We start from the raw sequence: 26,426 nt of genomic DNA, 5'->3' as shown, positions 1-26,426 counted from the left end.
GGCCTGTGTTCCCCGAGCTTTAAACTTCTGAGTCGCTTGTGTAGGGCTTCTGCCACCTTCATTCGCCGGGCTATATACCGGGATTACCGTAAAAACGCAGGCTGTTTTTGTTCGTAAGCGCTGATATCCGCATCGTGCTGCAGCGTCAGACCAATGTTATCCAGCCCGTTAATCAGGCAGTGACGGCGGAAGCTGTCGATGCTGAACGGATAGCGCTTCTCACCGGCGATGACCTGCTGGTTTTCCAGATCGACCGTAAAACTCACGCCAGGCTCATTCGCCACTTTCCGGAACAGTTCGTCCACTTCCTCTTCGCTCAGCGTCACCAGCAACAGCTGATTATTGAAAGAGTTGTTGGCAAAGATGTCCGCGAAGTCGCTGCCGACAATCGCCTGAATGCCATAGTCGGTCAGCGCCCAGGGAGCATGTTCGCGGGAAGAGCCACAGCCAAAGTTCTCGCGCGTCAGCATAATGCTGGCACCGCTGAACGCCGGTTTGTTAAGCACAAAATCCGGGTTTGGGATCTGGCCTTCCGCATCGGTATAACGCCAGTCATAGAACAGGTTGCGGCCAAAACCGGTGCGCGTCACCATCTGCAAAAACTGCTTCGGGATGATGGCATCGGTGTCCACGTTGGCGGCATCCATTGGCACCACAATGCCGGTATGCTGCGTAAATTTCCTCGCCATGGTGGCTCCTTAATTGAGGGTCGCTGCGGACACTGGCTGCAAACTGTTCTGCTCGCGTATGTCAGCAAAGTGACCGGCTATTGCCGCCGCTGCCGCCATGGCCGGGCTGAGCAGATGAGTACGCCCTCCGCGCCCCTGGCGACCTTCAAAATTACGGTTGCTGGTGGAGGCACAACGCTCGCCCGGGTTAAGGCGGTCATTGTTCATCGCCAGGCACATCGAGCAGCCAGGCAAGCGCCATTCGAAACCGGCATCAAGGAAGATCTTGTCCAGACCTTCCGCTTCAGCCTGAGCTTTAACCGGGCCGGAGCCTGGCACCACATAAGCCTGCACCCCATCAGCGATTTTGTGTCCTTTAACGACTGCCGCAGCGGCCCGCAAATCTTCGATTCGCGAGTTGGTGCAGGATCCGATAAACACTTTATCGATCGAAACGTCAGTCAGCCTTATCCCGGGTTTGAGATCCATATAGGCCAGCGCTTTTTCCGCTGAAGCCCGCTCGTTAGGATCGCTGAACGAGGCGGGGTCAGGAATAAAGTCATTCACCGCAATCACCTGTCCCGGATTGGTTCCCCAGGTCACCTGTGGAGCAATATCGGCCGCATTCAGGGTAACCACTTTGTCGAACTTCGCGCCGCTGTCGGATTTCAGCGTGCGCCAGTAAGCCACCGCCTCGTCCCAGGCCTGAGCGTCGGGGGCAAACTGGCGGCCTTTAACATAGTTGAAGGTGGTGTCATCCGGTGCGACCAGGCCCGCTTTCGCCCCCAGTTCAATGGCCATATTACACAGCGTCATACGGCCTTCCATGCTCAGGGCTTCCACCGCCGGACCGCAAAACTCAACCACATGGCCGTTACCGCCGCCGCTGCCGGTTTTGCCAATAATCGCCAGCGCGATATCTTTGGCTGTTATCCCCGGTGCAGTCTGGCCGGACACTTCTATCTTCATGGTTTTGGCACGGGACTGTTTCAGCGTCTGCGTTGCCAGCACGTGTTCCACCTCGGAGGTGCCGATACCAAAGGCCAGCGCCCCGAAAGCACCGTGGGTGGAGGTGTGCGAGTCGCCGCAGACGATGGTCATGCCCGGCAGGGACATCCCCTGCTCAGGACCCATCACATGTACGATGCCCTGGAAAGGGTGTTTAAGGTCATACAAACGCACGCCAAACTCTTCGCAGTTCTTGATCAGCATCGACATCTGGATGCGGGCCATCTCGCCGCTGGCGTTAATATCACGAGTCTGGGTGGAGACATTGTGATCCATTGTTGCGAAGGTCTTTGACGGCTGGCGCACCGGTCGTCCGTGCGCCCGCAGGCCATCAAAGGCCTGCGCTGAGGTCACTTCATGCACCAGGTGGCGATCGATGTACAGCAGCGGCGTTTCATTTGGCGCTTCATACACGACGTGGGCATCAAACAGCTTCTCGTATAATGTTTTCATAATCAGGTTTCGCTGATAAATCGGGCAATAATCGAGCCCATTTCCCCGGTGCTGATGGCGTTGCCGTCACCGGCTAAATCTCCGGTGCGGTAGCCTTCCGCCAGCGCGCGGCTGACTGCCTGCTCAATGGCATCGGCAGCTTCGGCTGCGTCCAGGCTGTAGCGCAGCAGCAGTGAGAGGGAGAGGATCTGGGCAATCGGGTTGGCAATATTTTTACCGGCGATATCCGGGGCGGAGCCACCAGCTGGCTCAAACAGGCCGAAGCCCTGCTCATTGAGGCTGGCAGACGGCAGCATGCCCATCGAACCGGTGATCATCGCGCATTCGTCAGAGAGAATGTCGCCGAACAGGTTTGAACAAAGCATCACGTCGAACTGTGATGGCTCTTTGATTAGCTGCATGGTGGCGTTGTCGATATACATGTGGCTCAGTTCGACATCCGGATAATCTGACGCCACTTCATTCACAATCTGACGCCACAAAATCGAGGACTGCAGCACGTTAGCTTTATCGATTGAGGTGACTTTTTTGCGGCGCTTGCGGGCTGATTCAAAGGCGATACGGGCAATACGCTCAATCTCAAAACGGTGATACACCTCAGTATCGAAAGCGCGCTCGTGCTGGCCGCTGCCTTCACGACCTTTTGGCTGACCAAAATAGATGCCGCCGGTCAGCTCACGCACCACCAGGATATCAAAGCCTTTGGCCGCAATATCGCTGCGCAATGGGCAGAAGGCTTCAAGCCCCTGATGCAGGCTGGCCGGGCGCAGGTTGCTGAACAGCTTAAAGTGTTTACGCAAAGGCAGCAGGGCACCTCGCTCTGGCTGCTCCGCAGGAGGTAAATGTTCCCATTTCGGGCCACCTACCGAACCAAACAGAATGGCATCTGCCTGTTCGCAGCCTGCGACTGTTGCTGGTGGCAGCGGTTCGCCGTGACGGTCGATGGCCACGCCGCCGACATCATATTCGCTGGTGGTGATGCGCATACCAAAACGCTGACGTATGGCATCGAGCACTTTACCGGCCTGAGCCATAACTTCCGGGCCGATTCCGTCACCGGGTAACACTGCAATATGATAAGTCCTGGACATTACACCGCTTCCTTCTGGTCTTTGGCTTTAGATTTACGCTGCAGTTCCTGCTCAACCTGACGGGCGCGCCAGATGTTGTTCAGGGCATTGATCATCGCTTTGGCTGAGGATTCCACGATATCTGTTGCCAGACCCACACCGTGGAATTTACGGCCATTGTAGTTGACCACGATATCCACCTGACCCAGCGCATCTTTGCCGTGACCTTTGGCGGTCAGCTGATATTTCACCAGTTCGGCATCGAAATCGGTGATGCGGTTGATCGCCTGATAGACCGCGTCTACCGGGCCGTTACCGGTTGCCGCTTCGGATTTCACTTCTTCACCACAGCCCAGCTTCACGGAGGCAGTTGCCATCACGCTCGAGCCGGACTGCACGCTGAAGTAATCCAGGCGGAAGTGTTCAGGCTCTTCGTTCTGTTTGTTGATGAACGCCAGCGCTTCCAGATCGTAATCGAACACCTGGCCTTTTTTGTCCGCCAGCTTCAGGAAAGCGTCATACAGCGCATCCAGATTGTAGTCATTCTCTTTGTAACCCATTTCATCCATGCGGTGTTTTACTGCCGCACGGCCGGAGCGTGAGGTCAGGTTCAACTGCACCTGGTTCAGGCCGATCGACTCCGGGGTCATGATTTCGTAGTTTTCACGGTTCTTCAGCACGCCGTCCTGATGAATACCGGAGGAGTGGGCGAAGGCACCGGTACCGACCACCGCTTTGTTCGCCGGGATAGGCATATTACAAATCTGGCTGACCATCTGGCTGGTGCGGTAGATTTCGTTATGTTTGATGTTGGTGTGCAGGTTCATCAGCTGGCTGCGGACTTTGATCGCCATGATCACTTCTTCCAGCGCACAGTTACCGGCACGCTCGCCCAGACCGTTGATGGTTCCTTCTACCTGACGGGCACCGGCCTGCAGTGCAGCCAGAACGTTACCGGTCGCCATGCCCAAATCGTCATGGGTATGCACGGACAGAATGGCTTTATCAATGTTAGGTACGCGGTTGCGCAGCTGAGCGAAGATGTTGCTGTACTCGCCCGGCAGGGTGTAACCCACGGTATCCGGGATATTGATGGTGGTGGCACCGGCATTGATCGCCGCTTCCACCACGCGGCACAGATCATCAATAGGGGTACGGCCGCCATCTTCACAGGAGAATTCAACGTCGTTGGTGTAGTTACGGGCGCGTTTCACCATGGCCACTGCACGCTCAATCACTTCCGGCAGCGTGCTGCGCAATTTGGTGGCGATATGCATTGGCGAGGTTGCCAGGAAAGTATGAATACGGTAGGCCTCTGCCACTTTCAGGGCTTCATAGGCCGCGTCAATGTCCTTCTCAACGCAGCGCGCCAGGGCGCAAACACGGCTGTTTTTGACCTGACGGGCAATGGTTTGTACCGATTCAAAGTCACCAGGAGAGGAGATAGGGAAGCCAACTTCCATTACATCAACGCCCATACGCTCCAGTGCGAGTGCGATTTGCAGTTTTTCTTTAACGCTCAGACTAGCCTGTAACGCCTGTTCGCCGTCACGCAGAGTGGTATCGAAAATAATTACTTGTTCGCTCATCGGGTATTCCTTGTCGAGTTTGCTTTGCCAGAACTACGGGCATAAAAAAACCCGCGCAATGGCGCGGGTTTTCTAGGTTTGCAAGCCTGAATCAGTGATTCATTCCGCCCACAAGTCTACCGCGCACAGTGAATGCGTTTAGTAGTAGACCAAGTAGGAGGGTGGTACGAATCATTGAGTCAGACCTCGTAAATTTGCTGTTCCCTTATTGATACTTGAAAGCCGGGGGGGATGTCAACCCTGGCCGTAAGGTTATAACAGAGCGGTTAAGGGAAATTATTCTGAGGCCAGGGCAGGTTGCAGAAGAAAAAGGCACGGTGGCTGTTCTCAGAAATCTCTGCCCGGAGGATGAGAAAAAATATCCTCTAAAATCAGGCCTGAAACACCTGTTTAATCAATGTGTTGCATAGGTAAAACTTATGGGTTAACCCGGCTAATAATAACCCTGAGCTCAGTTAATTATTTTAAGAAATTAAATTCATTAAGAATATAAACCTAAAATAGTGACAAAATTTGAACAGGTACGCTTCAAATCTTGTTAACTTTGTTTTAATAACAAAACGATCGCGCTGTAAATTAATTTTCCGGCAGTATAAACCGCTTTTCTTCAGCCGTCTGGTCAGTGTATTTGTCGTTAAGTCCCCACCGGAAGTAGCGCCTTAACATCCACTGTCCTGCCCCGGTAACCTGGATGGCGTTTGCCTGCTAACTTTTCTGCGGTTATGGTATTTCCTCAACTAAAAGCAAAAACACCGGGGCGCTGCCCTGTACTGGATTTTGGAAACGATTTCCACCCCTTTACTAAATACAGGTTTTGACCTTATCCGCCCGCTCCCGCCCTACGTCCTTGCCGGAGGCGCTCGCAGATAAATCAGCACCTTAAAGCCTGGAGGCAAAAATGGAGATGTTGTCAGGAGCCGAGATGGTCGTCCGATCGTTGATCGATCAGGGCGTTAAACATGTATTCGGCTACCCCGGCGGGGCCGTACTGGATATCTACGATGCACTGCAGACTGTCGGCGGTATTGATCACGTGCTGGTCCGCCATGAGCAGGGTGCCGTGCATATGGCAGATGGCTATTCCCGTTCTACCGGTGAAGTGGGCGTGGTGCTGGTCACCTCCGGCCCGGGTGCAACCAATGCCATTACCGGCATTGCCACTGCTTACATGGATTCCATTCCGATGGTCGTGCTCTCCGGTCAGGTGCCTTCTTCGCTGATTGGTTATGATGCCTTCCAGGAGTGCGATATGGTCGGCATCTCCCGTCCGGTGGTGAAGCACAGCTTTATGGTCAGGCAGGCGGAAGATATTCCTGCGGTAATGAAAAAAGCGTTCTGGCTGGCCTCCAGCGGCCGTCCCGGACCGGTGGTAATCGACCTGCCGAAAGATGTGATGAGCCCGGCGAACAAGCTGCCTTACGTCTGGCCGGAATCTGTCAGCATGCGTTCTTATAACCCAACCACGCAGGGGCATAAGGGACAAATTAAGCGCGCGCTGCAAACTCTGCTGGCCGCCAAAAAACCGGTGATTTATGCCGGTGGCGGCGTGATTAACGCGGAGTGTCACGATGAGCTGCGCCAGATTGCTGAAAAACTGAATCTGCCGGTAACCTGCTCGCTGATGGGGCTGGGCGCGTTTCCGGGCACCCATCGGCAGAGCGTCGGAATGCTGGGGATGCACGGCACCTATGAAGCCAACATGACCATGCATAATGCTGATGTGATTTTTGCCGTCGGCGTGCGCTTTGATGATCGGACCACCAACAATCTCGCCAGGTATTGTCCGAACGCGACGGTGCTGCATATTGACATCGATCCGACGTCAATTTCGAAAACTGTGGCGGCAGATGTGCCGATCGTCGGTGATGCGAAACAGGTGCTGAGCCAGATGATCGAGCTAATGGCTCAGGGCGAAAATGAACAGAATTACGACAGCCTGCGCGACTGGTGGCAGAGCATCGAACAGTGGCGTGCCCGTCACTGCCTGGAGTTCGATCGCAGCAGCGAAAAGATCAAACCACAGGCTGTAATCGAAACCATCTGGCGCCTGACCAAAGGCGAGGCGTATGTGACCTCCGATGTGGGACAGCATCAGATGTTCGCCGCGCTTTACTATCAGTTTGACAAGCCGCGCCGTTGGATTAACTCAGGCGGTCTCGGCACCATGGGCTTTGGCCTGCCAGCCGCGCTGGGTGTTAAGCTGGCGCTGCCGGAAGAAACCGTGGTTTGCGTCACTGGCGACGGCAGTATCCAGATGAACATTCAGGAGCTGTCCACTGCGCTGCAGTATGATCTGCCAGTGCTGGTGCTGAGCCTCAACAACCGTTTCCTCGGTATGGTGAAGCAGTGGCAGGACATGATTTACTCCGGCCGCCATTCTCAGTCCTATATGGAATCGCTGCCTGATTTCGTCCGTCTGGCGGAGGCTTATGGCCATGTCGGGATCGGCATCAACCATCCTCATGAGCTGGAGCCGAAGCTGACCCAGGCGCTGGAAGAGTTGGGCAAAGGACGGCTGGTGTTTGTGGATGTCAACGTTGATGGCACCGAGCACGTATACCCAATGCAGATTCGCGGTGGTGGGATGGACGAAATGTGGCTGAGCAAAACGGAGAGGACTTAATTATGCGTCGTGTTTTATCGGTACTGCTGGAAAACGAATCCGGCGCATTGTCGCGCGTGGTGGGCCTGTTCTCCCAGCGCGGTTACAACATTGAAAGCCTGACCGTCGCGCCAACTGACGATCCAACGCTTTCGCGCATGACCATTCAGACCGTGGGTGATGAAAAGGTGCTGGAGCAGATCGAAAAGCAGCTGCATAAGCTGGTGGACGTGCTGCGTGTCAGTGAACTGGGGCAGGGCGCTTACGTTGAGCGTGAGATTATGCTGGTGAAAATCCAGGCCAGCGGTTACGGTCGTGAAGAGGTGAAGCGCAGCGCTGAAATTTTCCGCGGTCAGATCGTTGACGTCACGCCGTCGCTTTATACGGTTCAGCTCGCCGGGACCAGCGACAAGCTGGATGCCTTCCTGAGCACCGTGCGCGACGTGGCCGAAATTGTTGAAGTGGCCCGCTCCGGCATCGTTGGCGTCTCCAGAGGCGATCGCATTATGCGATAATTTCGCCCGTCAACAGGCTCTGTACTAGGCTAACCCGGCGTAATGCCGGGTTTTTTATTTTTGACAGAAAGCCCCCCCGCATAACTAAAAGCAGTTGCTCGCTAAACTAATCTGCTGTTAGATGTAACAAATGTCTTATCCATAGCCGCGATGTGGCTATTTTTTGCGCCGTTGCGGTGCCAGGTGGAGTTATTGTGAAACTGGATGAAATTGCGCGCCTTGCCGGAGTATCGCGCACGACGGCCAGCTACGTTATCAATGGTAAAGCCAAGCAGTATCGTGTCAGCGATAAAACCGTCGAGAAGGTGATGGCGGTAGTGCGTGAGCATAATTACCATCCTAACGCGGTTGCTGCAGGACTGCGTGCAGGGCGTACCCGCTCTATTGGCCTGGTTATTCCCGACCTTGAGAATACCAGCTACACCCGCATCGCTAACTATCTTGAACGTCAGGCTCGCCAGCGCGGCTATCAGCTGCTGATTGCCTGCTCTGAAGATCAGCCCGACAACGAGATGCGCTGCGTTGAGCATCTGCTGCAGCGTCAGGTTGATGCGATTATCGTTTCCACCGCTCTGCCGCCGGAACACCCCTTCTACCAGCGCTGGGCCAACGATCCGCTGCCGATCATTGCGCTGGACCGCGCGCTGGATCGTGAACACTTCACCAGCGTGGTGGGGGCAGACCAGGACGATTCAGAGATGCTGGCGGCTGAACTGCGTAAGCAGCCGGTTGAGTCTGTCCTGTTCCTCGGTGCGCTGCCAGAGTTGTCGGTCAGCTTCCTGCGTGAAATGGGGTTCCGCCAGGCGTGGAAAGACGATCCGCGTAAAATTGATTTTATTTACGCCAACAGTTTTGAACGGTCCGCCGCAGCAGCATTGTTTGAAACCTGGCTGGAAACCAATCCGATGCCGGATGCGCTGTTCACCACTTCGTTCGGTCTGTTGCAGGGCGTAATGGACGTGACGCTGAAGCATGAAGGACGCTTGCCGACCGATCTGGCAATTGCCACTTTCGGCGATCATGAGCTGCTGGATTTCCTCGAATGTCCGGTACTGGCCGTGGGCCAGCGTCACCGCGATGTGGCGGAACGGGTGTTGGAGCTGGTGCTGGCCAGCCTGGACGAACCGCGTAAACCCAAACCGGGATTAACCCGAATTCGCCGTAATCTCTACCGCCGTGGGCGATTAAGCCGCAAGACAACTTAACGTTTTACAAAAAAAGGCAGTCCAGCGCTGCCTTTATAACTTTTCCCACTGACATCCTCTCTCATCCATCCGTTTAAAAATGTTAACGTTAATCCTCTGCTTCATTACGTAAGTAAAAGTAAAGGCGAAGGAGCTTAACCTTATCTTTATATATTCCCTCACGTTTATTAGGAATCCACACATCTGCTTAAGCTGTAGCACAGGTGCAACGGGTGCAGACTGGGATTTTATTAAGAAATACCTTAAAATGCCGCCTGCGTCGCAAAGTTCTTCCGGAAATTTTTGCGGCCTGAAACTGGCATATTTTTGAGCAATGTAAAATTCTTCCAGAAATTCCTGCCACTATTCATTAGTTTATTTTTAAATTCCTGAGTGATCCGCGATTTTTTAACTCCTTTGCGTTTTTATCAGTAAAGAAATAATCCTAATCGGCGTCCGCTGCGGCTTGACAATGTTTTCCTCCGCTCCGTAAACTCCTTTGGTGGGAATTTGTGGTGGAAAGTGGTGAAAGAGGGTAACTGGAGGGTGAGGCTGGCATGTTCCGTGGGGCAACGTTAGTCAATCTCGACAGCAAAGGGCGGCTCGCCGTGCCTACGCGCTATCGCGAAACGCTGATCGGGGAATCACAGGGGCAAATGGTTTGTACCATTGACCTTCATCAGCCATGCCTGCTGCTTTATACCCTGCCCGAATGGGAAATTATTGAACGTAAGCTGGCGCGCTTATCAAGCATGAACCCCGCAGAACGCCGTGTTCAGCGTTTGTTACTCGGGCATGCCAGCGAATGCCAGATGGATAATGCAGGCCGTCTGCTGGTGGCGAACACGCTGCGCCAGCACGCGAACCTGACCAAAGAAGTGATGCTGGTTGGACAGTTCAACAAATTTGAGCTGTGGGATGAACAGACCTGGTATCAACAAGTCAGGGAGGATATTGACGCGGAGCAGTCGACTCAGGAGCCATTATCTGAGCGTTTGCAGGACTTGTCATTATAGCTATGCAGGAAAATTTCAGACATACCACGGTGCTGTTGGACGAGGCGGTAAACGCCCTCAATATCAGATCTGACGGCATCTATATTGATGGCACCTTTGGACGAGGTGGGCATTCACGCCTGATCCTCTCGCAGCTGGGAGAGAAGGGCCGCCTGTATGCCATCGATCGCGACCCACAAGCGATTGCAGCCGCAGCCGACATTACTGACCCGCGTTTCACCATTATTCACGGCCCCTTTTCCGCGCTGGCAGACTATGCCGAAGAGCGGGGACTGACCGGCAAGATTGATGGCATTCTGCTGGATTTGGGGGTCTCTTCCCCGCAGTTGGATGATGCCGAGCGGGGCTTCTCATTTATGCGCGACGGACCGCTGGACATGCGAATGGACCCGACCAAAGGATTGTCGGCCTCGCAATGGCTGCTTCAGGCTGAAGAGAACGATATCGCTTTCGTGCTGAAGACTTTTGGTGAAGAGCGGTTTGCCAGGCGTATCGCCCGCGCCATTGTTGTGCGCAACCGTGAACAGCCCATGACGCGCACCAAGGAGCTGGCGGATGTGATTTATGCCGCCACGCCAGTGAAGGACAAGTTTAAACACCCAGCGACCCGCAGTTTTCAGGCAATCCGTATCTGGGTGAACAGCGAGCTGGAAGAGATTGAGCAGGCACTGAAAGGTGCGTTATCCGCGCTGGCTCCGGAAGGACGTCTGTCAGTGATCAGCTTCCACTCACTGGAAGACCGCATTGTGAAGCGCTTTATGCGCGAGCAGAGCCGCGGTCCGCAGGTTCCGGCTGGTCTGCCAATGACCGAGGCGCAATTAAGCAAGTTAGGGGGGCGTCAGCTTAAGGCTCTGGGCAAGATGATGCCGGGCGAAGCTGAAGTGGCTGAAAACCCACGGGCGCGCAGCTCTGTTCTACGTATCGCTGAGAGGACCGCGTCATGATTGGCAACGAGCGACACAGTTTACCGGGAGTAATTGCAGGCGATCTGTTACGCCACGGCAAAATTCCGTTAATCCTTGCTGCCGGCGTGTTGGTCTCTTCGGTACTGGTGGTGACCACGGCGCATAAAACCCGCCTGCTTACCGCCCAGCGTGAACAGCTGGTACTGGAGCGTGATGCGCTGGATATCGAGTGGCGCAACCTGATCCTGGAAGAGAATGCCCTCGGCGATCACAGCCGGGTTGAGAGGACGGCAACGGAAAAACTGCAGATGCAGCATGTCGACCCATCGCAGGAAAACATCGTGGTACAACCGTAAGGGACTGAATGAAAGCCGCAACTAAAACGCAGAAGTTGAAACGCCCGGAAGATCAAGCCAGCTTTGTCAGCTGGCGTTTTGCGTTGCTTTGCGTCTGCATTTTGCTCGGCTTAGGAGGATTGCTGGCCCGCATGGCATACCTGCAGGTGATTAACCCCGACAAACTGGTGCGCGAAGGGGATATGCGTTCCCTGCGCGTGCAGGCTGTTCCCACTGCCCGCGGCATGATCACCGATCGTGCCGGACGCCCTCTGGCGGTCAGCGTCCCGGTTAATGCTATCTGGGCTGACCCGAAAGAACTTAACGATAAGGGCGGCATTACTATGGACAGCCGCTGGAAGGCGCTGTCTGATGCGCTCTCCATTCCGCTGGATCAGCTGTCAGCCCGCGTGAATGCCAATCCGAAGGGGCGCTTTGTGTATCTGGCCCGCCAGGTGAACCCTGCCATTGGCGACTACATCAAAAAGCTTAAGCTTCCCGGTATCAACCTGCGTGAAGAGTCACGCCGCTATTATCCTGCCGGACAGGTGACTTCCCATCTGATTGGTTTCACCAACATCGATGGTCAGGGCATTGAAGGCGTTGAGAAAAGCTTTGATAAATGGCTGACCGGGCAACCAGGTGAACGTACTGTCCGTAAAGACCGCAATGGCCGTGTGATTGAAGATATCTCCTCTGTCGACAGCCGTGCGGCTCACAACCTGGCGCTGAGTATTGATGAACGTTTACAGGCGCTGGTTTACCGTGAACTGAACAACGCCGTGGCCTTTAACAAGGCGGAATCAGGCACTGCGGTGTTGGTAGATGTGAATACCGGTGAGGTGCTGGCGATGGCGAACAGCCCGGCATACAACCCGAACAACCTGTCCGGCACCACTAAAGATGTGATGCGTAACCGCGCCATCACCGATATTTTCGAACCTGGTTCAACGGTGAAGCCGATGGTGGTGATGACTGCCCTGCAGCGCGGCGTGGTGAGAGAAAACAGCGTACTGAATACCGTTCCTTATCGTATTAACGGCCACGAGATCAAAGATGTGGCCCGCTACAGTGAGCTGACCCTGACCGGGGTTTTGCAGAAATCGAGTAACGTCGGTGTTTCAAGACTGGCGTTAGCGATGCCGTCCTCAGCGTTAGTAGACACTTACTCACGTTTTGGACTGGGAAAGGCGACCAATTTGGGGTTGGTCGGAGAAAGCAGTGGCTTATATCCTCAAAAACAACGGTGGTCTGACATAGAGAGGGCCACCTTCTCTTTCGGCTACGGGCTGATGGTAACGCCGTTACAGTTAGCGCGAGTCTACGCAACCATAGGCAGTTATGGCGTCTATCGCCCGCTGTCCATTACCAAAGTCGACCCGCCAGTGGCGGGTCAGCGCGTTTTTCCTGAAGAACTGGTGCGCACCGTGATGCACATGATGGAAAGCGTGGCGCTGCCCGGTGGCGGAGGCGTGAAAGCGGCCATCAAGGGTTACCGCATCGCCATTAAAACCGGTACCGCTAAAAAAGTCGGGCCGGATGGCAAATACGTCAACAAATACATCGCATACACCGCTGGCGTGGCACCAGCGAGTCGTCCCCGGTTTGCGCTGGTGGTGGTGATTAACGATCCACAGGCTGGCAAGTATTACGGTGGTGCAGTTTCTGCACCGGTATTCGGCGCCATTATGGGCGGTGTTCTGCGCACTATGAACATTGAGCCTGATGGCCTGCCGCCTGCGGGCGACAAAAACGAGATGGCAGAGAACAGAAGTGAGGGATCGAGTGACAGATCGTAACCTGCGCGATTTACTGGCTCCGTGGGTGCCTGGCGCACCGGAACGGATGCTTCGTGAAATGATACTGGACAGCCGTCTGGCGGCTTCCGGCGATCTGTTTGTGGCGGTGAAAGGCCATGAGGCGGATGGACGCCGCTTTATTCCTCAGGCTATTGCTCAGGGTGTGGCGGCAGTGATTGCCGACGCAGAGGGTGAAGCTGAAGATAGTGAAATCAAAGAGATGCATGGCGTGCCGGTGATCTACCTGGCCCAGCTTGCTCAACGTCTGTCTGCCCTGGCAGGACGTTTCTACCAGCAACCCGGCGAGAAGCTGCGCCTGATTGGCGTGACCGGGACTAACGGCAAAACCACCACCACGCAGCTGCTGGCGCAATGGGCCCAGCTGCTGGGTGAAACCGGTGCGGTAATGGGCACCGTCGGCAATGGCCTGTACGGACATCTGGCTCCGGCAGAAAACACCACTGGCTCGGCGGTAGATGTTCAGCACATGCTGAGTACGCTGGTTGAGCAGGGTGCCACGCTGGCGGCGATGGAGGTTTCCTCCCACGGTCTGGTGCAGCATCGTGTGGCTGCACTGCCTTTTGCCGCCGCAGCGTTTACCAATCTGAGCCGCGACCATCTTGATTATCACGGTGACATGGCGCGCTACGAAGCCGCGAAATGGCTGCTGTTCTCTGAGCATCAGGTGGGTCAGGCGATCGTTAATGCCGATGACGAAGTGGGACGCCGCTGGCTGGAAAAACTGCCGGATGCCGTGGCCGTGACAATGGAAAACAATTTACAGCCGGGCTGTCGTGGGCGCTGGCTGAAGGCGACTGCTGTCGACTATCACGACAACGGTGCGAAGGTGACGTTCGAATCCAGCTGGGGCAATGGCGAAATTGACAGCCGTCTGATGGGAGCATTTAACGTCAGCAACCTGCTGGTGGCGCTCGGCACACTGTTAGCTGTTGGCTACCCGCTGGCCTCGCTGATTGCGACTGGTAATCAGTTGCAGCCTGTCACCGGGCGGATGGAAGTGTTCACTGCAGCAGGCAAGCCAACGGTGGTGGTGGATTATGCTCATACGCCCGACGCGCTGGAAAAAGCGCTGCTGGCGGCACGCCTGCACTGTAAAGGGCAGTTGTGGTGCGTCTTCGGTTGTGGCGGGGATCGCGATAAAGGTAAGCGCCCACTAATGGGAGCGATTGCCGAGCAGTTTTCCGACGTGATGGTGATTACGGATGACAACCCGCGCAGTGAAGATCCTGCGGCGATTGTGGCAGATGTGCTGAGTGGGCTGCTTGATGCCGGTCGCGCCCGTATAATGCCGGGACGTGCGCAAGCGGTCACTAACACTGTCTTGCAGGCGAAAGAGGGCGATATCGTACTGGTCGCTGGCAAAGGCCATGAAGATTACCAGATCGTCGGTAACCGCCGTCTGGACTACTCCGACCGTGTAACGGTCGCCAGATTACTGGGGGTAGTGGCATGATCGCGCTTTCGTTACAGACTCTGGCTGAACTGACCGGCGGCAAGCTCTACGGTGGCGACCTGACTTTTGCTGAAGTGACTACCGACACACGCAAGGTCAGTGCCGGGTGCCTGTTTATCGCTCTGAAGGGCGAGCGTTTTGACGCGCATGATTTCGTCGGTGACGCGATTGCTGCCGGATCGGCAGCGTTGTTGGTGAGTAAGCACTTACCTGTTGCTGTTCCGCAGGTGGTGGTGGCCGACACCCGCATTGCGCTCGGACAGCTGGCTGGCTGGGTCCGCCTGCAATCCACAGCGCGCGTTGTGGCCCTGACCGGCTCTTCCGGAAAAACCTCGGTGAAAGAGATGACCGCTGCCATCCTGCGGGAATGTGGCGAGACGCTCTATACCGCAGGCAACCTGAACAATGATATTGGCGTACCTCTGACGCTGTTGCGCCTGACTGACGCACACCAGTACGCGGTGATTGAGCTGGGTGCGAACCATCAGGGCGAAATCGCTTATACCACCGACATTACCCGCCCCGAGACTGCGCTGGTGAACAACCTGGCTGCGGCCCATCTGGAAGGGTTTGGTTCGCTGGCCGGCGTGGCAAAAGCCAAAGGCGAAATTTTCCAGGGATTACCGGTCAAAGGCACAGCGATCCTCAATGCGGACAGCAACGACTGGCCGCACTGGCAGAGCATGCTGCACAGCAAAACGGTCTGGCGTTTCTCCACCCAGCCGCAGGCTGACAGTGACTTCTTTGCCACAGATATTCAGGTGACCAGCAGCGGCACGCACTTTGTGATGATGACTCCTGCGGGCAGCATCAACATTCAGCTGCCGCTGCCTGGCCGCCATAACGTGGCCAATGCGCTGGCAGCGGCTTCACTGGCGCTGTCTGTGGATGCGCCACTCAGCGCCATTCAGAAAGGTTTGTCCGGCCTGAAAGCCGTGCCTGGCCGTCTGTTCCCGATGCTGCTGGCAGAAGGGAAATTGCTGCTGGATGACAGCTATAACGCCAATGTTGGGTCGATGACCGCAGCTGCGCAGGTGCTGGCCGAAATGCCAGGCTATCGCGTGATGGTGGTGGGAGACATGGCGGAACTGGGTGATGAAGCCGAAGAGTGTCACCGTGAGGTGGGCAGGTCGGCGCGTCAGGCAGGGATTGATAAGGTCCTCAGCGTGGGAACTTTAAGCAAGGCAATCAGTGATGCCAGTGGGGTGGGTGAGCATTTCAGCGATAAATCTGCCGCCATAGCACGACTCAGAACGCTGCTGACACAGCAGCCAATTATTACCGTCTTAGTCAAAGGCTCGCGTAGTGCCGCCATGGAGCAGGTAGTGCAGAGCTTACAGGAGAAAGGAACATGTTAGTCTGGCTGGCCGAGCATCTGGTCACTTATTATTCTGGCTTCAACGTCTTTTCCTATCTGACGTTTCGCGCCATTGTCAGCCTGCTGACCGCTCTGTTTATCTCTTTGTGGATGGGCCCACGGATGATCGCCCGTCTGCAGGAAATGTCATTTGGCCAGGTCGTTCGCAACGACGGCCCTGAGTCGCACTTCAGCAAGCGCGGTACGCCGACGATGGGTGGGATTATGATCCTCTTCTCCATCACCGTTTCGGTACTGATGTGGGCCTATCCTTCCAATCCGTACGTCTGGTGCGTGCTGGTGGTGCTGGTGGGCTTTGGCATCATCGGCTTCGTTGATGACTACCGCAAAGTGGTGCGCAAAGATACCAAAGGGCTGATTGCCCGCTGGAAATATTTTTGGATGTCAGTGATTTCGCTGGGTGTTGCCTTCGCGTTATACGCCGCCGGTAACGGGACGCCAGCCACTGAGCTGGTCGTGCCGTTCTTTAAAGACATCATGCCGCAGCTGGGGCTGTTCTACGTTGTACTGGCTTACTTCGTGATCGTAGGGACCGGTAACGCTGTGAACCTGACCGACGGTCTGGATGGCCTGGCAATTATGCCGACCGTATTTGTTGCGGCTGGTTTTGCGCTGGTGGCGTGGGCTACCGGTAACGTCAAGTTTGCCGAATACCTGCATATCCCCTATCTGCGCCACGCCGGTGAGCTGGTGATTGTCTGTACCGCTATTGTCGGCGCGGGCCTGGGCTTCCTGTGGTTCAACACCTATCCGGCTCAGGTCTTTATGGGTGATGTTGGCTCTCTGGCTCTGGGTGGCGCGCTGGGCACTATCGCAGTGCTGCTGCGTCAGGAATTCCTGCTGGTGATTATGGGCGGAGTGTTCGTGGTGGAGACCCTGTCGGTGATCCTGCAGGTTGGTTCGTTCAAGCTGCGCGGTCAGCGCATCTTCCGCATGGCGCCGATCCATCATCACTATGAGCTGAAAGGCTGGCCGGAGCCGCGCGTCATCGTGCGCTTCTGGATTATTTCACTGATGCTGGTGCTGATTGGCCTGGCAACGCTGAAGGTGCGGTAACTATGGCTGACTATCAGGGTAAAAAAGTCGTCATCATTGGGTTGGGCCTGACCGGTCAGTCCTGTGTTGATTTCTTTTTAGCACGCGGCGTTACGCCACGTGTGATGGATACCCGTGTCGTCCCGCCAGGACTGAACAAGCTGCCTTCAGATGTGGAACGCTGGCTCGGTTCGCTGAATGACAGCTGGCTGCTTGAAGCGGATCTGATCGTGGCCAGCCCGGGAATGGCCCTTTCGCATCCTTCCCTGATGGATGCCGCCGATGCAGGCGTGGAAATTGTTGGCGATATCGAACTGTTCTGCCGTGAAGCGCAGGCACCGATTGTGGCGATCACCGGCTCAAACGGCAAAAGTACCGTCACCACTTTAGTGGGTGAGATGGCTGAAGCTGCGGGCTGGCAGGTTGGCGTGGGCGGCAATATTGGCCTGCCAGCGCTGATGCTGCTGGATCAGCCCGCTCAGCTTTACGTGCTGGAGCTGTCGAGCTTCCAACTGGAAACCACCAGCAGCCTGAAAGCTGCAGCCGCCACGATCCTCAACGTGACTGAGGATCATATGGATCGCTATCCACTGGGGATGCAGCAGTATCGTGCGGCCAAGCTGCGGGTGTACGAGCATGCGGCGGTCTGTGTGGTCAACGCCGATGACGGGATGACCATGCCGGTTCGCGGAGCGGACAAGCGCTGTGTGAGCTTTGGTGTTGACGTGGGTGACTATCATCTTAACCACCAGCAGGGCAGCATCTGGCTGCGGGTGAAGGGCGAGAAAGTGCTGAACACCGATGAGATGACACTGGTTGGTCAGCATAACTACACGAACGCGCTGGCAGCACTGGCGCTGGCGGATGCAGTCGGCTTGCCCCGGACATCCAGCCTGAAAGCCCTGACAACCTTCACCGGCCTGGCTCATCGCTTCCAGCTGGCTTATGACCATAACGGCGTGCGCTGGATCAATGACTCTAAAGCTACCAACGTCGGCAGCACCGAAGCCGCGCTGAACGGACTACAGGTGAAAGGCACGCTCTGGCTGCTGCTGGGCGGTGACGGCAAATCGGCTGACTTCAGCCCGCTAACCCGCTATCTGCAGGGCGATAACGTGCGGATTTACTGTTTCGGACGCGATGGTGCTGAACTTGTCGCGCTGTGCCCGGAGAAAGCCGTGCAAACGGACACTATGGCCGAAGCGATGGTGCAAATCGCAGCGAAAGTGCAGTCAGGCGACATGGTGTTGCTGTCGCCAGCCTGTGCCAGCCTCGATCAATTTAAAAACTTTGAGCAGCGCGGCGATGCGTTTACTCAACTGGCGAAGGAGCTGGGCTGATGCACTTGAAAGGACTGAGCCTTGCGGGTGGGCTATCCGATCGTCTGAAAGACTGGGTAATGGGACCGCGTGAAAGCGATACCAGCTCAATGGTGCTGTACGATCGTACCCTACTGTGGCTGACGCTGGGTCTGGCCATGCTAGGTTTTGTGATGGTGACTTCGGCCTCTATGCCGGTCGGGCAGCGTTTGTCAGATGATCCCTTCTATTTCGCCAAGCGTGATGCGTTCTATATCGCGCTGGCATTGGGCATGGCACTGGTTACTCTGCGTGTGCCGATGGACTTCTGGCAGCGTTACAGCAACATCATGCTGCTGGTTACGGTAGTGATGCTGCTGATTGTGCTGGTGGTGGGCAGTTCGGTCAACGGTGCATCCCGCTGGATTGCCCTTGGTCCGCTGCGTATTCAGCCTGCTGAGATGTCGAAACTGTCCCTGTTTTGCTATCTGGCCAGCTATCTGGTGCGTAAGGTTGATGAGGTTCGCAACAACTTCTGGGGCTTCTGTAAGCCGATGGGCGTGATGGTGGTGCTGGCCGTTCTTCTGCTGGCGCAGCCCGACCTGGGTACCGTGGTTGTGTTGTTTGTGACCACGCTGGCGATGTTGTTCCTTGCCGGGGCAAAATTATGGCAGTTCCTGGCAATTATCGGCTCCGGAATTTTCGCTGTTTGTCTGCTGATTGTCGCCGAACCGTACCGTATGCGCCGCGTAACGTCCTTCTGGAATCCATGGGAGGATCCGTTCGGCAGCGGTTACCAGTTAACCCAGTCACTGATGGCTTTTGGCCGTGGCGAATTCTGGGGGCAGGGGCTGGGGAATTCGGTACAGAAACTGGAGTATCTGCCGGAAGCCCATACCGATTTTATCTTCTCCATTATTGGTGAAGAACTGGGTTATATCGGTGTGGTTTTGGCGCTCTTAATGGTATTCTTCGTCGCTTTTCGCGCGATGTCCATTGGTCGGCGCGCTCTGGAACTTGACCAGCGTTTTTCCGGTTTTCTTGGCTGCTCCATCGGCGTGTGGTTCAGCTTCCAGGCGCTGGTTAACGTGGGGGCTGCAGCCGGTATGCTGCCGACCAAAGGTCTGACGCTGCCGCTGATCAGTTACGGCGGGTCCAGCCTGATCATTATGTCGACCGCCATCGTGTTTTTGTTACGCATAGATTATGAAACCCGACTGGCCAAAGCCCAGGCGTTTACGCGAGGTAGTCGATGAAAGGCAAGCGTTTGATGGTGATGGCTGGCGGAACTGGCGGACATGTGTTCCCCGGGCTGGCGGTAGCTCACCATCTGATGGAGCAGGGCTGGCAGGTGCGCTGGCTCGGCACGGCGGACCGTATGGAAGCCGATCTGGTCCCGAAAAATGGTATCGATATTGATTTTATCCGCATCAGTGGGCTGCGCGGCAAAGGGCTGAAGGCAATGATTACCGCTCCGCTGCGTATTTTCACCGCGGTACGCCAGGCCAGAGCGATTATGAAGGCTTATCAGCCGGACGTGGTGCTGGGCATGGGCGGTTATGTTTCCGGTCCTGGTGGCCTGGCCGCCTGGAGCTGCGGCATCCCGGTGGTGCTGCATGAGCAGAACGGCATTGCCGGGCTAACCAACAAATGGCTGGCGAAGATTGCCAAAAAAGTGATGCAGGCCTTCCCCGGTGCATTCCCGAATGCGGAAGTGGTGGGGAATCCGGTGAGAACCGATGTGCTGGCGCTGCCATTGCCTGAAGTGCGGATGGCGGATCGTTCTGGCCCGGTTCGGGTGCTGGTGATTGGTGGCAGTCAGGGCGCTCGCGTGCTGAACCAGACTATGCCGGAAGTGGCTGCGAAGCTTGGCGATAAAATCACGCTCTGGCATCAGGTAGGGAAGGGCGCGCTGGAAAGTGTGAATCAGGCTTACCAGCAAGTGAACCAAACTGGCCATAAAGTGACAGAGTTTATTGACGATATGGCAGCGGCCTATGCCTGGGCAGACGTGGTGGTTTGTCGCTCAGGGGCGCTGACCGTCAGCGAAGTGGCGGCGGCAGGTTTACCGGCCATCTTCGTTCCGTTCCAGCATAAGGATCGTCAGCAGTACTGGAACGCGCTGCCACTGGAAAAAGCAGGTGCAGCAAAAATTTACGAACAACCGCAGTTCACTGCGGAAGTCGTGGCGGAAACGCTGGCCGGATGGGATCGTCCGGCATTACTGAACATGGCAGAGAAAGCCCGTGCAGTGGCTATCCCGGATGCAACCGAAAGGGTGGCAGCGGAAGTCAGCAAAGCGGCACTGTAAAAAAATGAATTTCCTGGGACGAATTTATTCGTCTCATAACCGGTTACCGAAAGGCGCCGACAGGCAGAAGAGATGAATATACAACAACTGGCAAAACTGCGTTCTATCGTGCCCGAGATGCGTCGCGTCCGGCACATTCACTTTGTTGGCATCGGTGGTGCCGGCATGGGCGGTATTGCCGAAGTGTTGGCGAATGAAGGCTATGAAATCAGCGGTTCGGACCTGGCTCCAAATGCGGTGACCCAGCATCTGACTGCGCTGGGTGCGACCATCTATTTTAACCATCGCCCTGAGAACGTCAGCGATGCCAGCGTGGTGGTGGTTTCCACCGCAGTATCGCAGGACAACCCGGAAATTATCGCCGCTCGCGAAGCGCGTATCCCGGTAATCCGCCGTGCAGAGATGCTGGCCGAACTGATGCGTTTCCGCCACGGCATTGCCGTTGCAGGTACCCACGGTAAAACGACCACCACGGCGATGGTTTCCAGCATTTATGCAGAAGGCGGCCTGGATCCAACGTTTGTGAACGGCGGCCTGGTCAAGGCGGCAGGCACCCATGCCCGACTGGGCAGCAGCCGTTACCTGATTGCGGAAGCGGATGAGAGCGATGCCTCGTTCCTGCACCTGCAGCCGATGGTAGCGATTGTCACCAACATCGAAGCTGACCATATGGATACATACCAGGGCGACTTTGAGAACCTGAAGCAGACGTTCATTAACTTCCTGCACAATTTGCCGTTTTATGGCCGTGCGGTGCTTTGTGTTGATGATGCCGTTATCCGCGACTTAATCCCTCGCGTCGGGCGTCAGATCACCACTTATGGTTTCAGCGAAGACGCTGATGTACGCATTGCCAGCTATGAGCAGCATGGCGCTCAGGGGCACTTTACTCTGGCCCGTCAGGACAAACCGCTAATGCGCGTTACGTTGAATGCGCCTGGTCGTCACAACGCGCTGAACGCCGCTGCTGCGGTTGCTGTGGCAACAGAAGAAGGCATTGATGATGAAGAGATCCTCAGTGCGTTGGAAAGCTTCCAAGGTACCGGTCGCCGTTTTGATTTCCTTGGCGAATATCCGCTGCAGGAAGTGAACGGTGTGCAGGGCACGGCAATGCTGGTTGATGACTATGGCCACCATCCAACGGAAGTGGATGTGACGATTAAGGCCGCGCGCGCTGGCTGGCCTGACCGTCAGTTGGTAATGATTTTCCAGCCGCACCGCTACACGCGAACCCGTGATCTGTATGACGACTTTGCCAACGTCCTGTCGCAGGTGGATGTGCTGGTGATGCTGGATGTCTACCCGGCCGGTGAAACACCGATTCCGGGAGCGGACAGCCGTTCGCTGTGCCGCACCATTCGCAGCCGTGGCAAAGTCGACCCGATTCTGGTCTCAGACCATGATTCAGTGCTGGAAATGCTGGCACCTGCGCTTTCCGGCAACGATTTAATCCTGGTGCAGGGCGCAGGCAATGTGGGGCGTGTCGCCCGCAAGCTGGCCGACCAGAAGTTACAACCGCAGACGAAAGAAGAGGATCATCATGGCTGAGAAAGTAGCGGTATTGCTGGGTGGCACTTCTGCTGAGCGTGAAGTTTCGCTGATGTCCGGTAACGCAGTGCTGGCCGGGCTGAAAGAAGCCGGTATTGATGCTCATGCGGTGGATATTCGTGATTTCCCGGTAATGCGTCTGAAAGAAGAGGGGTTCGATAAAGCCTTTATCGCGCTGCATGGTCGTGGTGGTGAAGATGGTACGCTGCAGGGCGTGCTGGAATTCCTGCAGATCCCTTATACCGGTAGCGGCGTGATGGCATCGGCCATCACTATGGACAAGCTGCGCACCAAATGCCTGTGGCAAGGCTGTGGTTTGCCGGTTTTCCCTTATGTGGCTATCACCCGTAAGGAGATGGATGCGGGTCTTAGCGCAGAAACCCAGGCGCGCATTGCTGCTTTAGGGCTGCCGCTGTTCGTCAAGCCAAGCAATGAAGGCTCCAGCGTCGGGATCACCCGCGTGAATCAGGCTGACTCGCTTCAGGCTGCGGTTGATGAGGCTTTCCGTCACGATGATGACGTGCTGATTGAGGCTTTTTTGAGCGGTCCGGAATATACCGTTGGCGTGATCGGTAATGACATTCTACCGTCTATACGAATTCAGGTCGTTTCTGAATTCTATGACTATGAAGCTAAATACTTTTCTGACGATACTGAATACTTCTGCCCGAGCGGATTGTCTGCTGAAAAAGAAGCTGAACTGAGCGACATCGTGCTGAAGGCCTGGCGCGCTCTGGGCTGCAGCGGCTGGGGACGAGTGGACGTGATGATGGGCGGCGATGGCGAGTTTTATCTGCTGGAGGTAAATACCTCGCCAGGCATGACCAGCCACAGCCTGGTGCCGATGGCAGGCAAGCAGGCCGGAATGACCTTCCCGCAGCTGGTCGCCCGCATTCTGGAGCTGGCCGACTGATATGTCACAGGCCGCTCTGAATGTCCGAAACCGTGAGGCGCAGGAAAAAGCGCGTACCGGCCGCAGTAATGGCTCCAGGCTGGCGGGCATCATCTTTCTGCTGATGGTGCTGGGTGTAATGCTGGCTGGTGGATTAGTGGTGGTGAAGTGGATGAACGATGCTTCCCGCCTGCCGCTGTCCAGGCTGGTGGTGACAGGGCAGATGCACTACACCACCCATGATGATATTCGCCAGGCTATTTTGTCGCTTGGCGCGCCTGGAACCTTCATGTCGCAGGACGTGGATGTTATCCAGCAGCAGATTGAACGCCTGCCGTGGATCCAGCAGGTGAGCGTGCGTAAGCAGTGGCCGGACGAATTAAAGATTCATCTGGTTGAATATGTGCCCGTAGCCCGCTGGAATGACCTGCACATGGTTGATGCCGAAGGAAAATCCTTCAGCGTGCCGGCCAACCACATTGGTAAAGAAGCGTTGCCAATGCTTTACGGTCCGGAAGGCAGCGAGTCAGAGGTTCTGACCGGGTATCACCAGATGAGTGACCTGCTGGCCGCCAGCAAGTTTAAGTTGAAGGCGGCCTCAATGACCGCGCGGCGGTCATGGCAACTGGTGTTGAGCGATGATGTGCGTCTGGAGTTAGGGCGCAACGAGGATATGAAGAGGCTGAAGCGCTTCATCCAACTCTCCCCAACGCTGCAGCAGCAGGCACAAACGGAAAACAAGCGGATCAGTTACGTGGACCTGCGATATGACTCTGGCGCGGCAGTAGGATGGGCACCGCCATTAATTCAGACCACTGACGGTAACAAGCAACAGAATCAGGCACAGGCTAAACAACAATGATCAAGGCGACGGACAGAAAACTGGTAGTTGGACTCGAAATCGGCACCGCGAAGGTCGCCGCTTTGGTAGGGGAAATTCTGCCCGATGGCATGGTCAACATCATCGGGGTGGGCAGCTGTCCCTCCCGCGGGATGGATAAAGGCGGCGTGAACGATCTGGAGTCCGTCGTGAAGTGCGTACAGCGTGCGATTGACCAGGCAGAGCTGATGGCAGACTGTCAGATTTCTTCGGTATACCTTGCATTATCGGGGAAACACATCAGTTGCCAGAACGAAATAGGGATGGTTCCTATTTCCGAAGAGGAAGTGACCCAGGAAGATGTGGAAAACGTGGTCCACACCGCGAAATCCGTTCGTGTTCGTGATGAACACCGCATCCTCCATGTTATTCCGCAAGAATATGCGATCGACTATCAGGAAGGGATCAAGAACCCGGTCGGTTTGTCCGGCGTGCGTATGCAGGCAAAGGTGCACCTGATCACATGCCACAACGATATGGCAAAAAACATTGTCAAAGCGGTTGAACGATGTGGCCTGAAAGTTGACCAACTGATTTTTGCCGGTCTGGCTTCCAGCTTTGCCGTGCTGACTGAAGATGAACGTGAGCTGGGCGTCTGCGTGGTGGACGTAGGCGGCGGTACCATGGATATCGCGGTCTATACCGGTGGGGCACTGCGCCACACCAAAGTGATTCCCTACGCTGGTAACGTGGTTACCAGCGACATCGCTTATGCATTCGGCACTCCGCCAACCGATGCGGAAGCGATTAAAGTTCGTCACGGCTGTGCGCTGGGCTCCATTGTGGGCAAAGACGAAAACGTTGAAGTGCCGAGCGTGGGCGGCCGACCACCAAGAAGCCTGCAGCGACAGACGCTGGCTGAAGTGATTGAACCTCGTTACACCGAGCTGCTGAACCTGGTGAACGATGAAATCCTGCAATTGCAGGAGCAGCTGCGCACCCAGGGCGTTAAGCACCACCTGGCGGCAGGTATTGTCCTGACCGGCGGCGCGGCACAGATTGAAGGATTGGCGGCTTGCGCCCAGCGTGTGTTCCACACGCAGGTGCGTATCGGACAGCCGCTGAACATTACTGGATTAACGGATTACGCGCAGGAGCCATACTACTCAACGGCGGTTGGCTTACTGCACTACGGAAAAGAGTCTCACCTCAGCGGTGAGGCAGATGTGGAAAAAAGAGCCTCAGTGGGCAACTGGTTCAAACGAATCAACAGCTGGCTGAGAAAAGAGTTTTAATTTTGAGAAAAGGGGATCATGCTAAGCTTGTTTATGATCTCCCGGCGACAGGCACATAACGGAGAGAAATTATGTTTGAACCTATGGAATTAACCAATGACGCGGTGATTAAAGTCATCGGCGTCGGCGGCGGCGGCGGTAACGCCGTAGAGCACATGGTGCGCGAGCGCATCGAAGGCGTAGAGTTCTTTGCCGTTAACACCGACGCCCAGGCGTTACGTAAAACGGCAGTAGGCCAGACTATCCAGATTGGTAACGGGATTACCAAAGGTCTGGGGGCTGGCGCGAACCCGGAAGTGGGCCGTAACTCTGCTGAAGAAGATCGTGAAGCACTGCGTCAGGCGCTGGAAGGTGCAGACATGGTGTTTATCGCAGCTGGCATGGGTGGCGGTACGGGTACCGGCGCTGCACCAGTTGTGGCTGAAGTCGCAAAAGACTTAGGTATCCTGACCGTTGCTGTGGTGACAAAGCCTTTCAATTTCGAAGGCAAAAAACGCATGGCTTTCGCTGAGCAGGGGATTGCCGAACTCTCCAAGCATGTCGATTCTCTGATTACAATTCCAAACGACAAGCTGTTGAAAGTACTGGGCCGTGGTATCTCTCTGCTGGATGCGTTTGGTGCAGCCAACGACGTGCTGAAAGGCGCGGTACAGGGTATCGCTGAACTGATCACCCGTCCTGGCCTGATGAACGTCGACTTTGCTGACGTGCGCACCGTGATGTCCGAAATGGGCTACGCGATGATGGGTTCTGGCGTGGCTTGTGGTGAAGACCGCGCTGAAGAAGCGGCTGAAATGGCGATCTCCAGTCCACTGCTGGAAGATATCGACCTGTCTGGCGCTCGCGGCGTGCTGGTTAACATCACTGCTGGCTTCGACCTGCGTCTGGATGAGTTCGAGACTGTAGGTAACACCATCCGTGCGTTTGCTTCCGACAATGCGACCGTGGTTATCGGTACCTCGCTGGATCCGGAAATGAACGACGAGCTGCGCGTAACCGTTGTGGCTACTGGTATCGGCATGGACAAACGTCCGGAAATCACGTTGGTAACCAATAAACAGCAGCAAACCCAGCCTGTGATGGATCATCGCTATCAGCAGCACGGCATGGCCCCGTTGCCTCAGGAGCAGAAACCTGCGGCGAAAGTGGTCAACGATCCGGGTACGCAAACCAACAAAGAGCCTGATTATCTGGATATTCCGGCCTTCCTGCGTAAGCAGGCGGACTAAGA

Annotated in this window: 23 protein-coding genes; 18 read left to right on the top strand and 5 right to left on the bottom strand. The window is 55.7% G+C overall.

Going from position 1 to position 26,426, the window contains the following annotated elements; all coding sequences use genetic code 11:
• Nucleotides 1-83 precede the first annotated feature (83 nt).
• From leuD to leuL, 5 genes are all read right to left on the bottom strand, one after another.
• Nucleotides 84-689 carry a 3-isopropylmalate dehydratase small subunit gene (leuD, locus tag GSQ70_RS06855; protein ID WP_158781854.1) on the bottom strand — a complete coding sequence of 202 codons (606 nt, stop codon included), beginning with the start codon at nt 687-689 and terminating at the stop codon, nt 84-86.
• 9 nt (nt 690-698) lie between these two features.
• On the bottom strand, nt 699-2,129 hold the full coding sequence (gene leuC, locus GSQ70_RS06850) for a 3-isopropylmalate dehydratase large subunit (protein WP_158781853.1): 1,431 nt from the start codon (nt 2,127-2,129) through the stop codon (nt 699-701).
• Between the two features lie 2 nt (nt 2,130-2,131).
• Entirely contained in the window at nt 2,132-3,220 is a 1,089-nt protein-coding gene (gene leuB / locus GSQ70_RS06845; RefSeq protein WP_158781852.1) for a 3-isopropylmalate dehydrogenase, read from the bottom strand.
• A complete protein-coding gene (gene leuA / locus GSQ70_RS06840) occupies nt 3,220-4,788 on the bottom strand; it encodes a 2-isopropylmalate synthase (RefSeq protein WP_158781851.1) in 1,569 nt (522 codons plus the stop codon). Before leuA ends, leuB begins: the two co-directional genes overlap by 1 nt.
• 91 nt (nt 4,789-4,879) lie before the next feature.
• Entirely contained in the window at nt 4,880-4,963 is an 84-nt protein-coding gene (gene leuL / locus GSQ70_RS26350; RefSeq protein WP_158785248.1) for a leu operon leader peptide, read from the bottom strand.
• Nucleotides 4,964-5,686: 723 nt separating this feature from the next.
• Between leuL and ilvI the strand changes: the two genes are divergently transcribed.
• The 18 genes from ilvI (at nt 5,687) to ftsZ (ending at nt 26,424) form a co-directional block, all read left to right on the top strand.
• Entirely contained in the window at nt 5,687-7,411 is a 1,725-nt protein-coding gene (gene ilvI, locus GSQ70_RS06830; RefSeq protein WP_158781850.1) for an acetolactate synthase 3 large subunit, read from the top strand.
• A gap of 2 nt (nt 7,412-7,413) precedes the next feature.
• A complete protein-coding gene (ilvN, locus tag GSQ70_RS06825; protein WP_158781849.1) occupies nt 7,414-7,905 on the top strand; it encodes an acetolactate synthase small subunit in 492 nt (163 codons plus the stop codon).
• 194 nt (nt 7,906-8,099) lie between these two features.
• Nucleotides 8,100-9,110, top strand: coding sequence for a catabolite repressor/activator (gene cra, locus GSQ70_RS06820; RefSeq protein ID WP_158781848.1), 1,011 nt, complete (start codon nt 8,100-8,102; stop codon nt 9,108-9,110).
• Between the two features lie 536 nt (nt 9,111-9,646).
• Nucleotides 9,647-10,105 (top strand): division/cell wall cluster transcriptional repressor MraZ, encoded by a 459-nt coding sequence (gene mraZ, locus GSQ70_RS06815; RefSeq protein WP_158781847.1) that lies wholly within the window; start codon nt 9,647-9,649, stop codon nt 10,103-10,105.
• A gap of 2 nt (nt 10,106-10,107) precedes the next feature.
• Nucleotides 10,108-11,049 (top strand): 16S rRNA (cytosine(1402)-N(4))-methyltransferase RsmH, encoded by a 942-nt coding sequence (gene rsmH / locus GSQ70_RS06810; protein ID WP_158781846.1) that lies wholly within the window; start codon nt 10,108-10,110, stop codon nt 11,047-11,049.
• Nucleotides 11,046-11,366, top strand: a complete 321-nt coding sequence (gene ftsL / locus GSQ70_RS06805; RefSeq protein WP_158781845.1) for a cell division protein FtsL — start codon at nt 11,046-11,048, stop codon at nt 11,364-11,366. Before rsmH ends, ftsL begins: the two co-directional genes overlap by 4 nt.
• 8 nt (nt 11,367-11,374) lie before the next feature.
• A complete protein-coding gene (locus GSQ70_RS06800) occupies nt 11,375-13,144 on the top strand; it encodes a peptidoglycan glycosyltransferase FtsI (RefSeq protein ID WP_158781844.1) in 1,770 nt (589 codons plus the stop codon).
• Complete coding sequence (gene murE, locus GSQ70_RS06795; RefSeq protein ID WP_158781843.1) at nt 13,131-14,618, top strand: UDP-N-acetylmuramoyl-L-alanyl-D-glutamate--2,6-diaminopimelate ligase; 1,488 nt, start codon at nt 13,131-13,133, stop codon at nt 14,616-14,618. Before GSQ70_RS06800 ends, murE begins: the two co-directional genes overlap by 14 nt.
• Nucleotides 14,615-15,976 (top strand): UDP-N-acetylmuramoyl-tripeptide--D-alanyl-D-alanine ligase, encoded by a 1,362-nt coding sequence (murF, locus tag GSQ70_RS06790; protein WP_158781842.1) that lies wholly within the window; start codon nt 14,615-14,617, stop codon nt 15,974-15,976. Before murE ends, murF begins: the two co-directional genes overlap by 4 nt.
• Complete coding sequence (gene mraY / locus GSQ70_RS06785; protein ID WP_158781841.1) at nt 15,970-17,052, top strand: phospho-N-acetylmuramoyl-pentapeptide-transferase; 1,083 nt, start codon at nt 15,970-15,972, stop codon at nt 17,050-17,052. Before murF ends, mraY begins: the two co-directional genes overlap by 7 nt.
• A 2-nt stretch (nt 17,053-17,054) precedes the next feature.
• On the top strand, nt 17,055-18,371 hold the full coding sequence (gene murD / locus GSQ70_RS06780) for a UDP-N-acetylmuramoyl-L-alanine--D-glutamate ligase (RefSeq protein WP_158781840.1): 1,317 nt from the start codon (nt 17,055-17,057) through the stop codon (nt 18,369-18,371).
• Nucleotides 18,371-19,585 (top strand): cell division protein FtsW, encoded by a 1,215-nt coding sequence (gene ftsW / locus GSQ70_RS06775; protein ID WP_158781839.1) that lies wholly within the window; start codon nt 18,371-18,373, stop codon nt 19,583-19,585. Before murD ends, ftsW begins: the two co-directional genes overlap by 1 nt.
• A complete protein-coding gene (murG, locus tag GSQ70_RS06770) occupies nt 19,582-20,640 on the top strand; it encodes an undecaprenyldiphospho-muramoylpentapeptide beta-N-acetylglucosaminyltransferase (protein WP_158781838.1) in 1,059 nt (352 codons plus the stop codon). Before ftsW ends, murG begins: the two co-directional genes overlap by 4 nt.
• A gap of 72 nt (nt 20,641-20,712) precedes the next feature.
• Nucleotides 20,713-22,188, top strand: a complete 1,476-nt coding sequence (gene murC, locus GSQ70_RS06765) for a UDP-N-acetylmuramate--L-alanine ligase (protein WP_158781837.1) — start codon at nt 20,713-20,715, stop codon at nt 22,186-22,188.
• A complete protein-coding gene (locus tag GSQ70_RS06760) occupies nt 22,181-23,101 on the top strand; it encodes a D-alanine--D-alanine ligase (protein WP_158781836.1) in 921 nt (306 codons plus the stop codon). The genes murC and GSQ70_RS06760 overlap by 8 nt, the downstream gene beginning before the upstream one ends.
• Before the next feature lies 1 nt (nt 23,102).
• Entirely contained in the window at nt 23,103-23,942 is an 840-nt protein-coding gene (gene ftsQ / locus GSQ70_RS06755; protein WP_158781835.1) for a cell division protein FtsQ, read from the top strand.
• Nucleotides 23,939-25,195: a cell division protein FtsA gene (ftsA, locus tag GSQ70_RS06750; protein ID WP_158781834.1), complete on the top strand. Its 1,257-nt coding sequence runs from the start codon at nt 23,939-23,941 to the stop codon at nt 25,193-25,195. The genes ftsQ and ftsA overlap by 4 nt, the downstream gene beginning before the upstream one ends.
• Nucleotides 25,196-25,266: 71 nt before the next feature.
• Nucleotides 25,267-26,424 (top strand): cell division protein FtsZ, encoded by a 1,158-nt coding sequence (gene ftsZ / locus GSQ70_RS06745; protein WP_158781833.1) that lies wholly within the window; start codon nt 25,267-25,269, stop codon nt 26,422-26,424.
• Nucleotides 26,425-26,426 lie beyond the last annotated feature (2 nt).

Origin of the sequence: Pantoea sp. BAV 3049 (assembly GCF_009765445.1) — a bacterium.
In the GTDB taxonomy this organism is placed as follows: domain Bacteria; phylum Pseudomonadota; class Gammaproteobacteria; order Enterobacterales; family Enterobacteriaceae; genus Erwinia.
This window is presented reverse-complemented; position numbering and strand designations above follow the sequence as displayed.

Coding starts and splice junctions, on each gene's coding strand:
- leuL (WP_158785248.1), bottom strand. CDS start 4,963: ATGATTCGTACCACCCTCCTACTTGGTCTACTACTAAACGCATTCACT.
- leuC (WP_158781853.1), bottom strand. CDS start 2,129: ATGAAAACATTATACGAGAAGCTGTTTGATGCCCACGTCGTGTATGAA.
- murC (WP_158781837.1), top strand. CDS start 20,713: ATGAATATACAACAACTGGCAAAACTGCGTTCTATCGTGCCCGAGATG.
- murG (WP_158781838.1), top strand. CDS start 19,582: ATGAAAGGCAAGCGTTTGATGGTGATGGCTGGCGGAACTGGCGGACAT.
- murD (WP_158781840.1), top strand. CDS start 17,055: ATGGCTGACTATCAGGGTAAAAAAGTCGTCATCATTGGGTTGGGCCTG.
- mraZ (WP_158781847.1), top strand. CDS start 9,647: ATGTTCCGTGGGGCAACGTTAGTCAATCTCGACAGCAAAGGGCGGCTC.
- GSQ70_RS06800 (WP_158781844.1), top strand. CDS start 11,375: ATGAAAGCCGCAACTAAAACGCAGAAGTTGAAACGCCCGGAAGATCAA.
- ilvN (WP_158781849.1), top strand. CDS start 7,414: ATGCGTCGTGTTTTATCGGTACTGCTGGAAAACGAATCCGGCGCATTG.
- mraY (WP_158781841.1), top strand. CDS start 15,970: ATGTTAGTCTGGCTGGCCGAGCATCTGGTCACTTATTATTCTGGCTTC.
- ftsL (WP_158781845.1), top strand. CDS start 11,046: ATGATTGGCAACGAGCGACACAGTTTACCGGGAGTAATTGCAGGCGAT.
- leuA (WP_158781851.1), bottom strand. CDS start 4,788: ATGAGCGAACAAGTAATTATTTTCGATACCACTCTGCGTGACGGCGAA.
- GSQ70_RS06760 (WP_158781836.1), top strand. CDS start 22,181: ATGGCTGAGAAAGTAGCGGTATTGCTGGGTGGCACTTCTGCTGAGCGT.
- ftsQ (WP_158781835.1), top strand. CDS start 23,103: ATGTCACAGGCCGCTCTGAATGTCCGAAACCGTGAGGCGCAGGAAAAA.
- ftsZ (WP_158781833.1), top strand. CDS start 25,267: ATGTTTGAACCTATGGAATTAACCAATGACGCGGTGATTAAAGTCATC.
- ftsA (WP_158781834.1), top strand. CDS start 23,939: ATGATCAAGGCGACGGACAGAAAACTGGTAGTTGGACTCGAAATCGGC.
- ilvI (WP_158781850.1), top strand. CDS start 5,687: ATGGAGATGTTGTCAGGAGCCGAGATGGTCGTCCGATCGTTGATCGAT.
- rsmH (WP_158781846.1), top strand. CDS start 10,108: ATGCAGGAAAATTTCAGACATACCACGGTGCTGTTGGACGAGGCGGTA.
- leuB (WP_158781852.1), bottom strand. CDS start 3,220: ATGTCCAGGACTTATCATATTGCAGTGTTACCCGGTGACGGAATCGGC.
- ftsW (WP_158781839.1), top strand. CDS start 18,371: ATGCACTTGAAAGGACTGAGCCTTGCGGGTGGGCTATCCGATCGTCTG.
- murF (WP_158781842.1), top strand. CDS start 14,615: ATGATCGCGCTTTCGTTACAGACTCTGGCTGAACTGACCGGCGGCAAG.
- leuD (WP_158781854.1), bottom strand. CDS start 689: ATGGCGAGGAAATTTACGCAGCATACCGGCATTGTGGTGCCAATGGAT.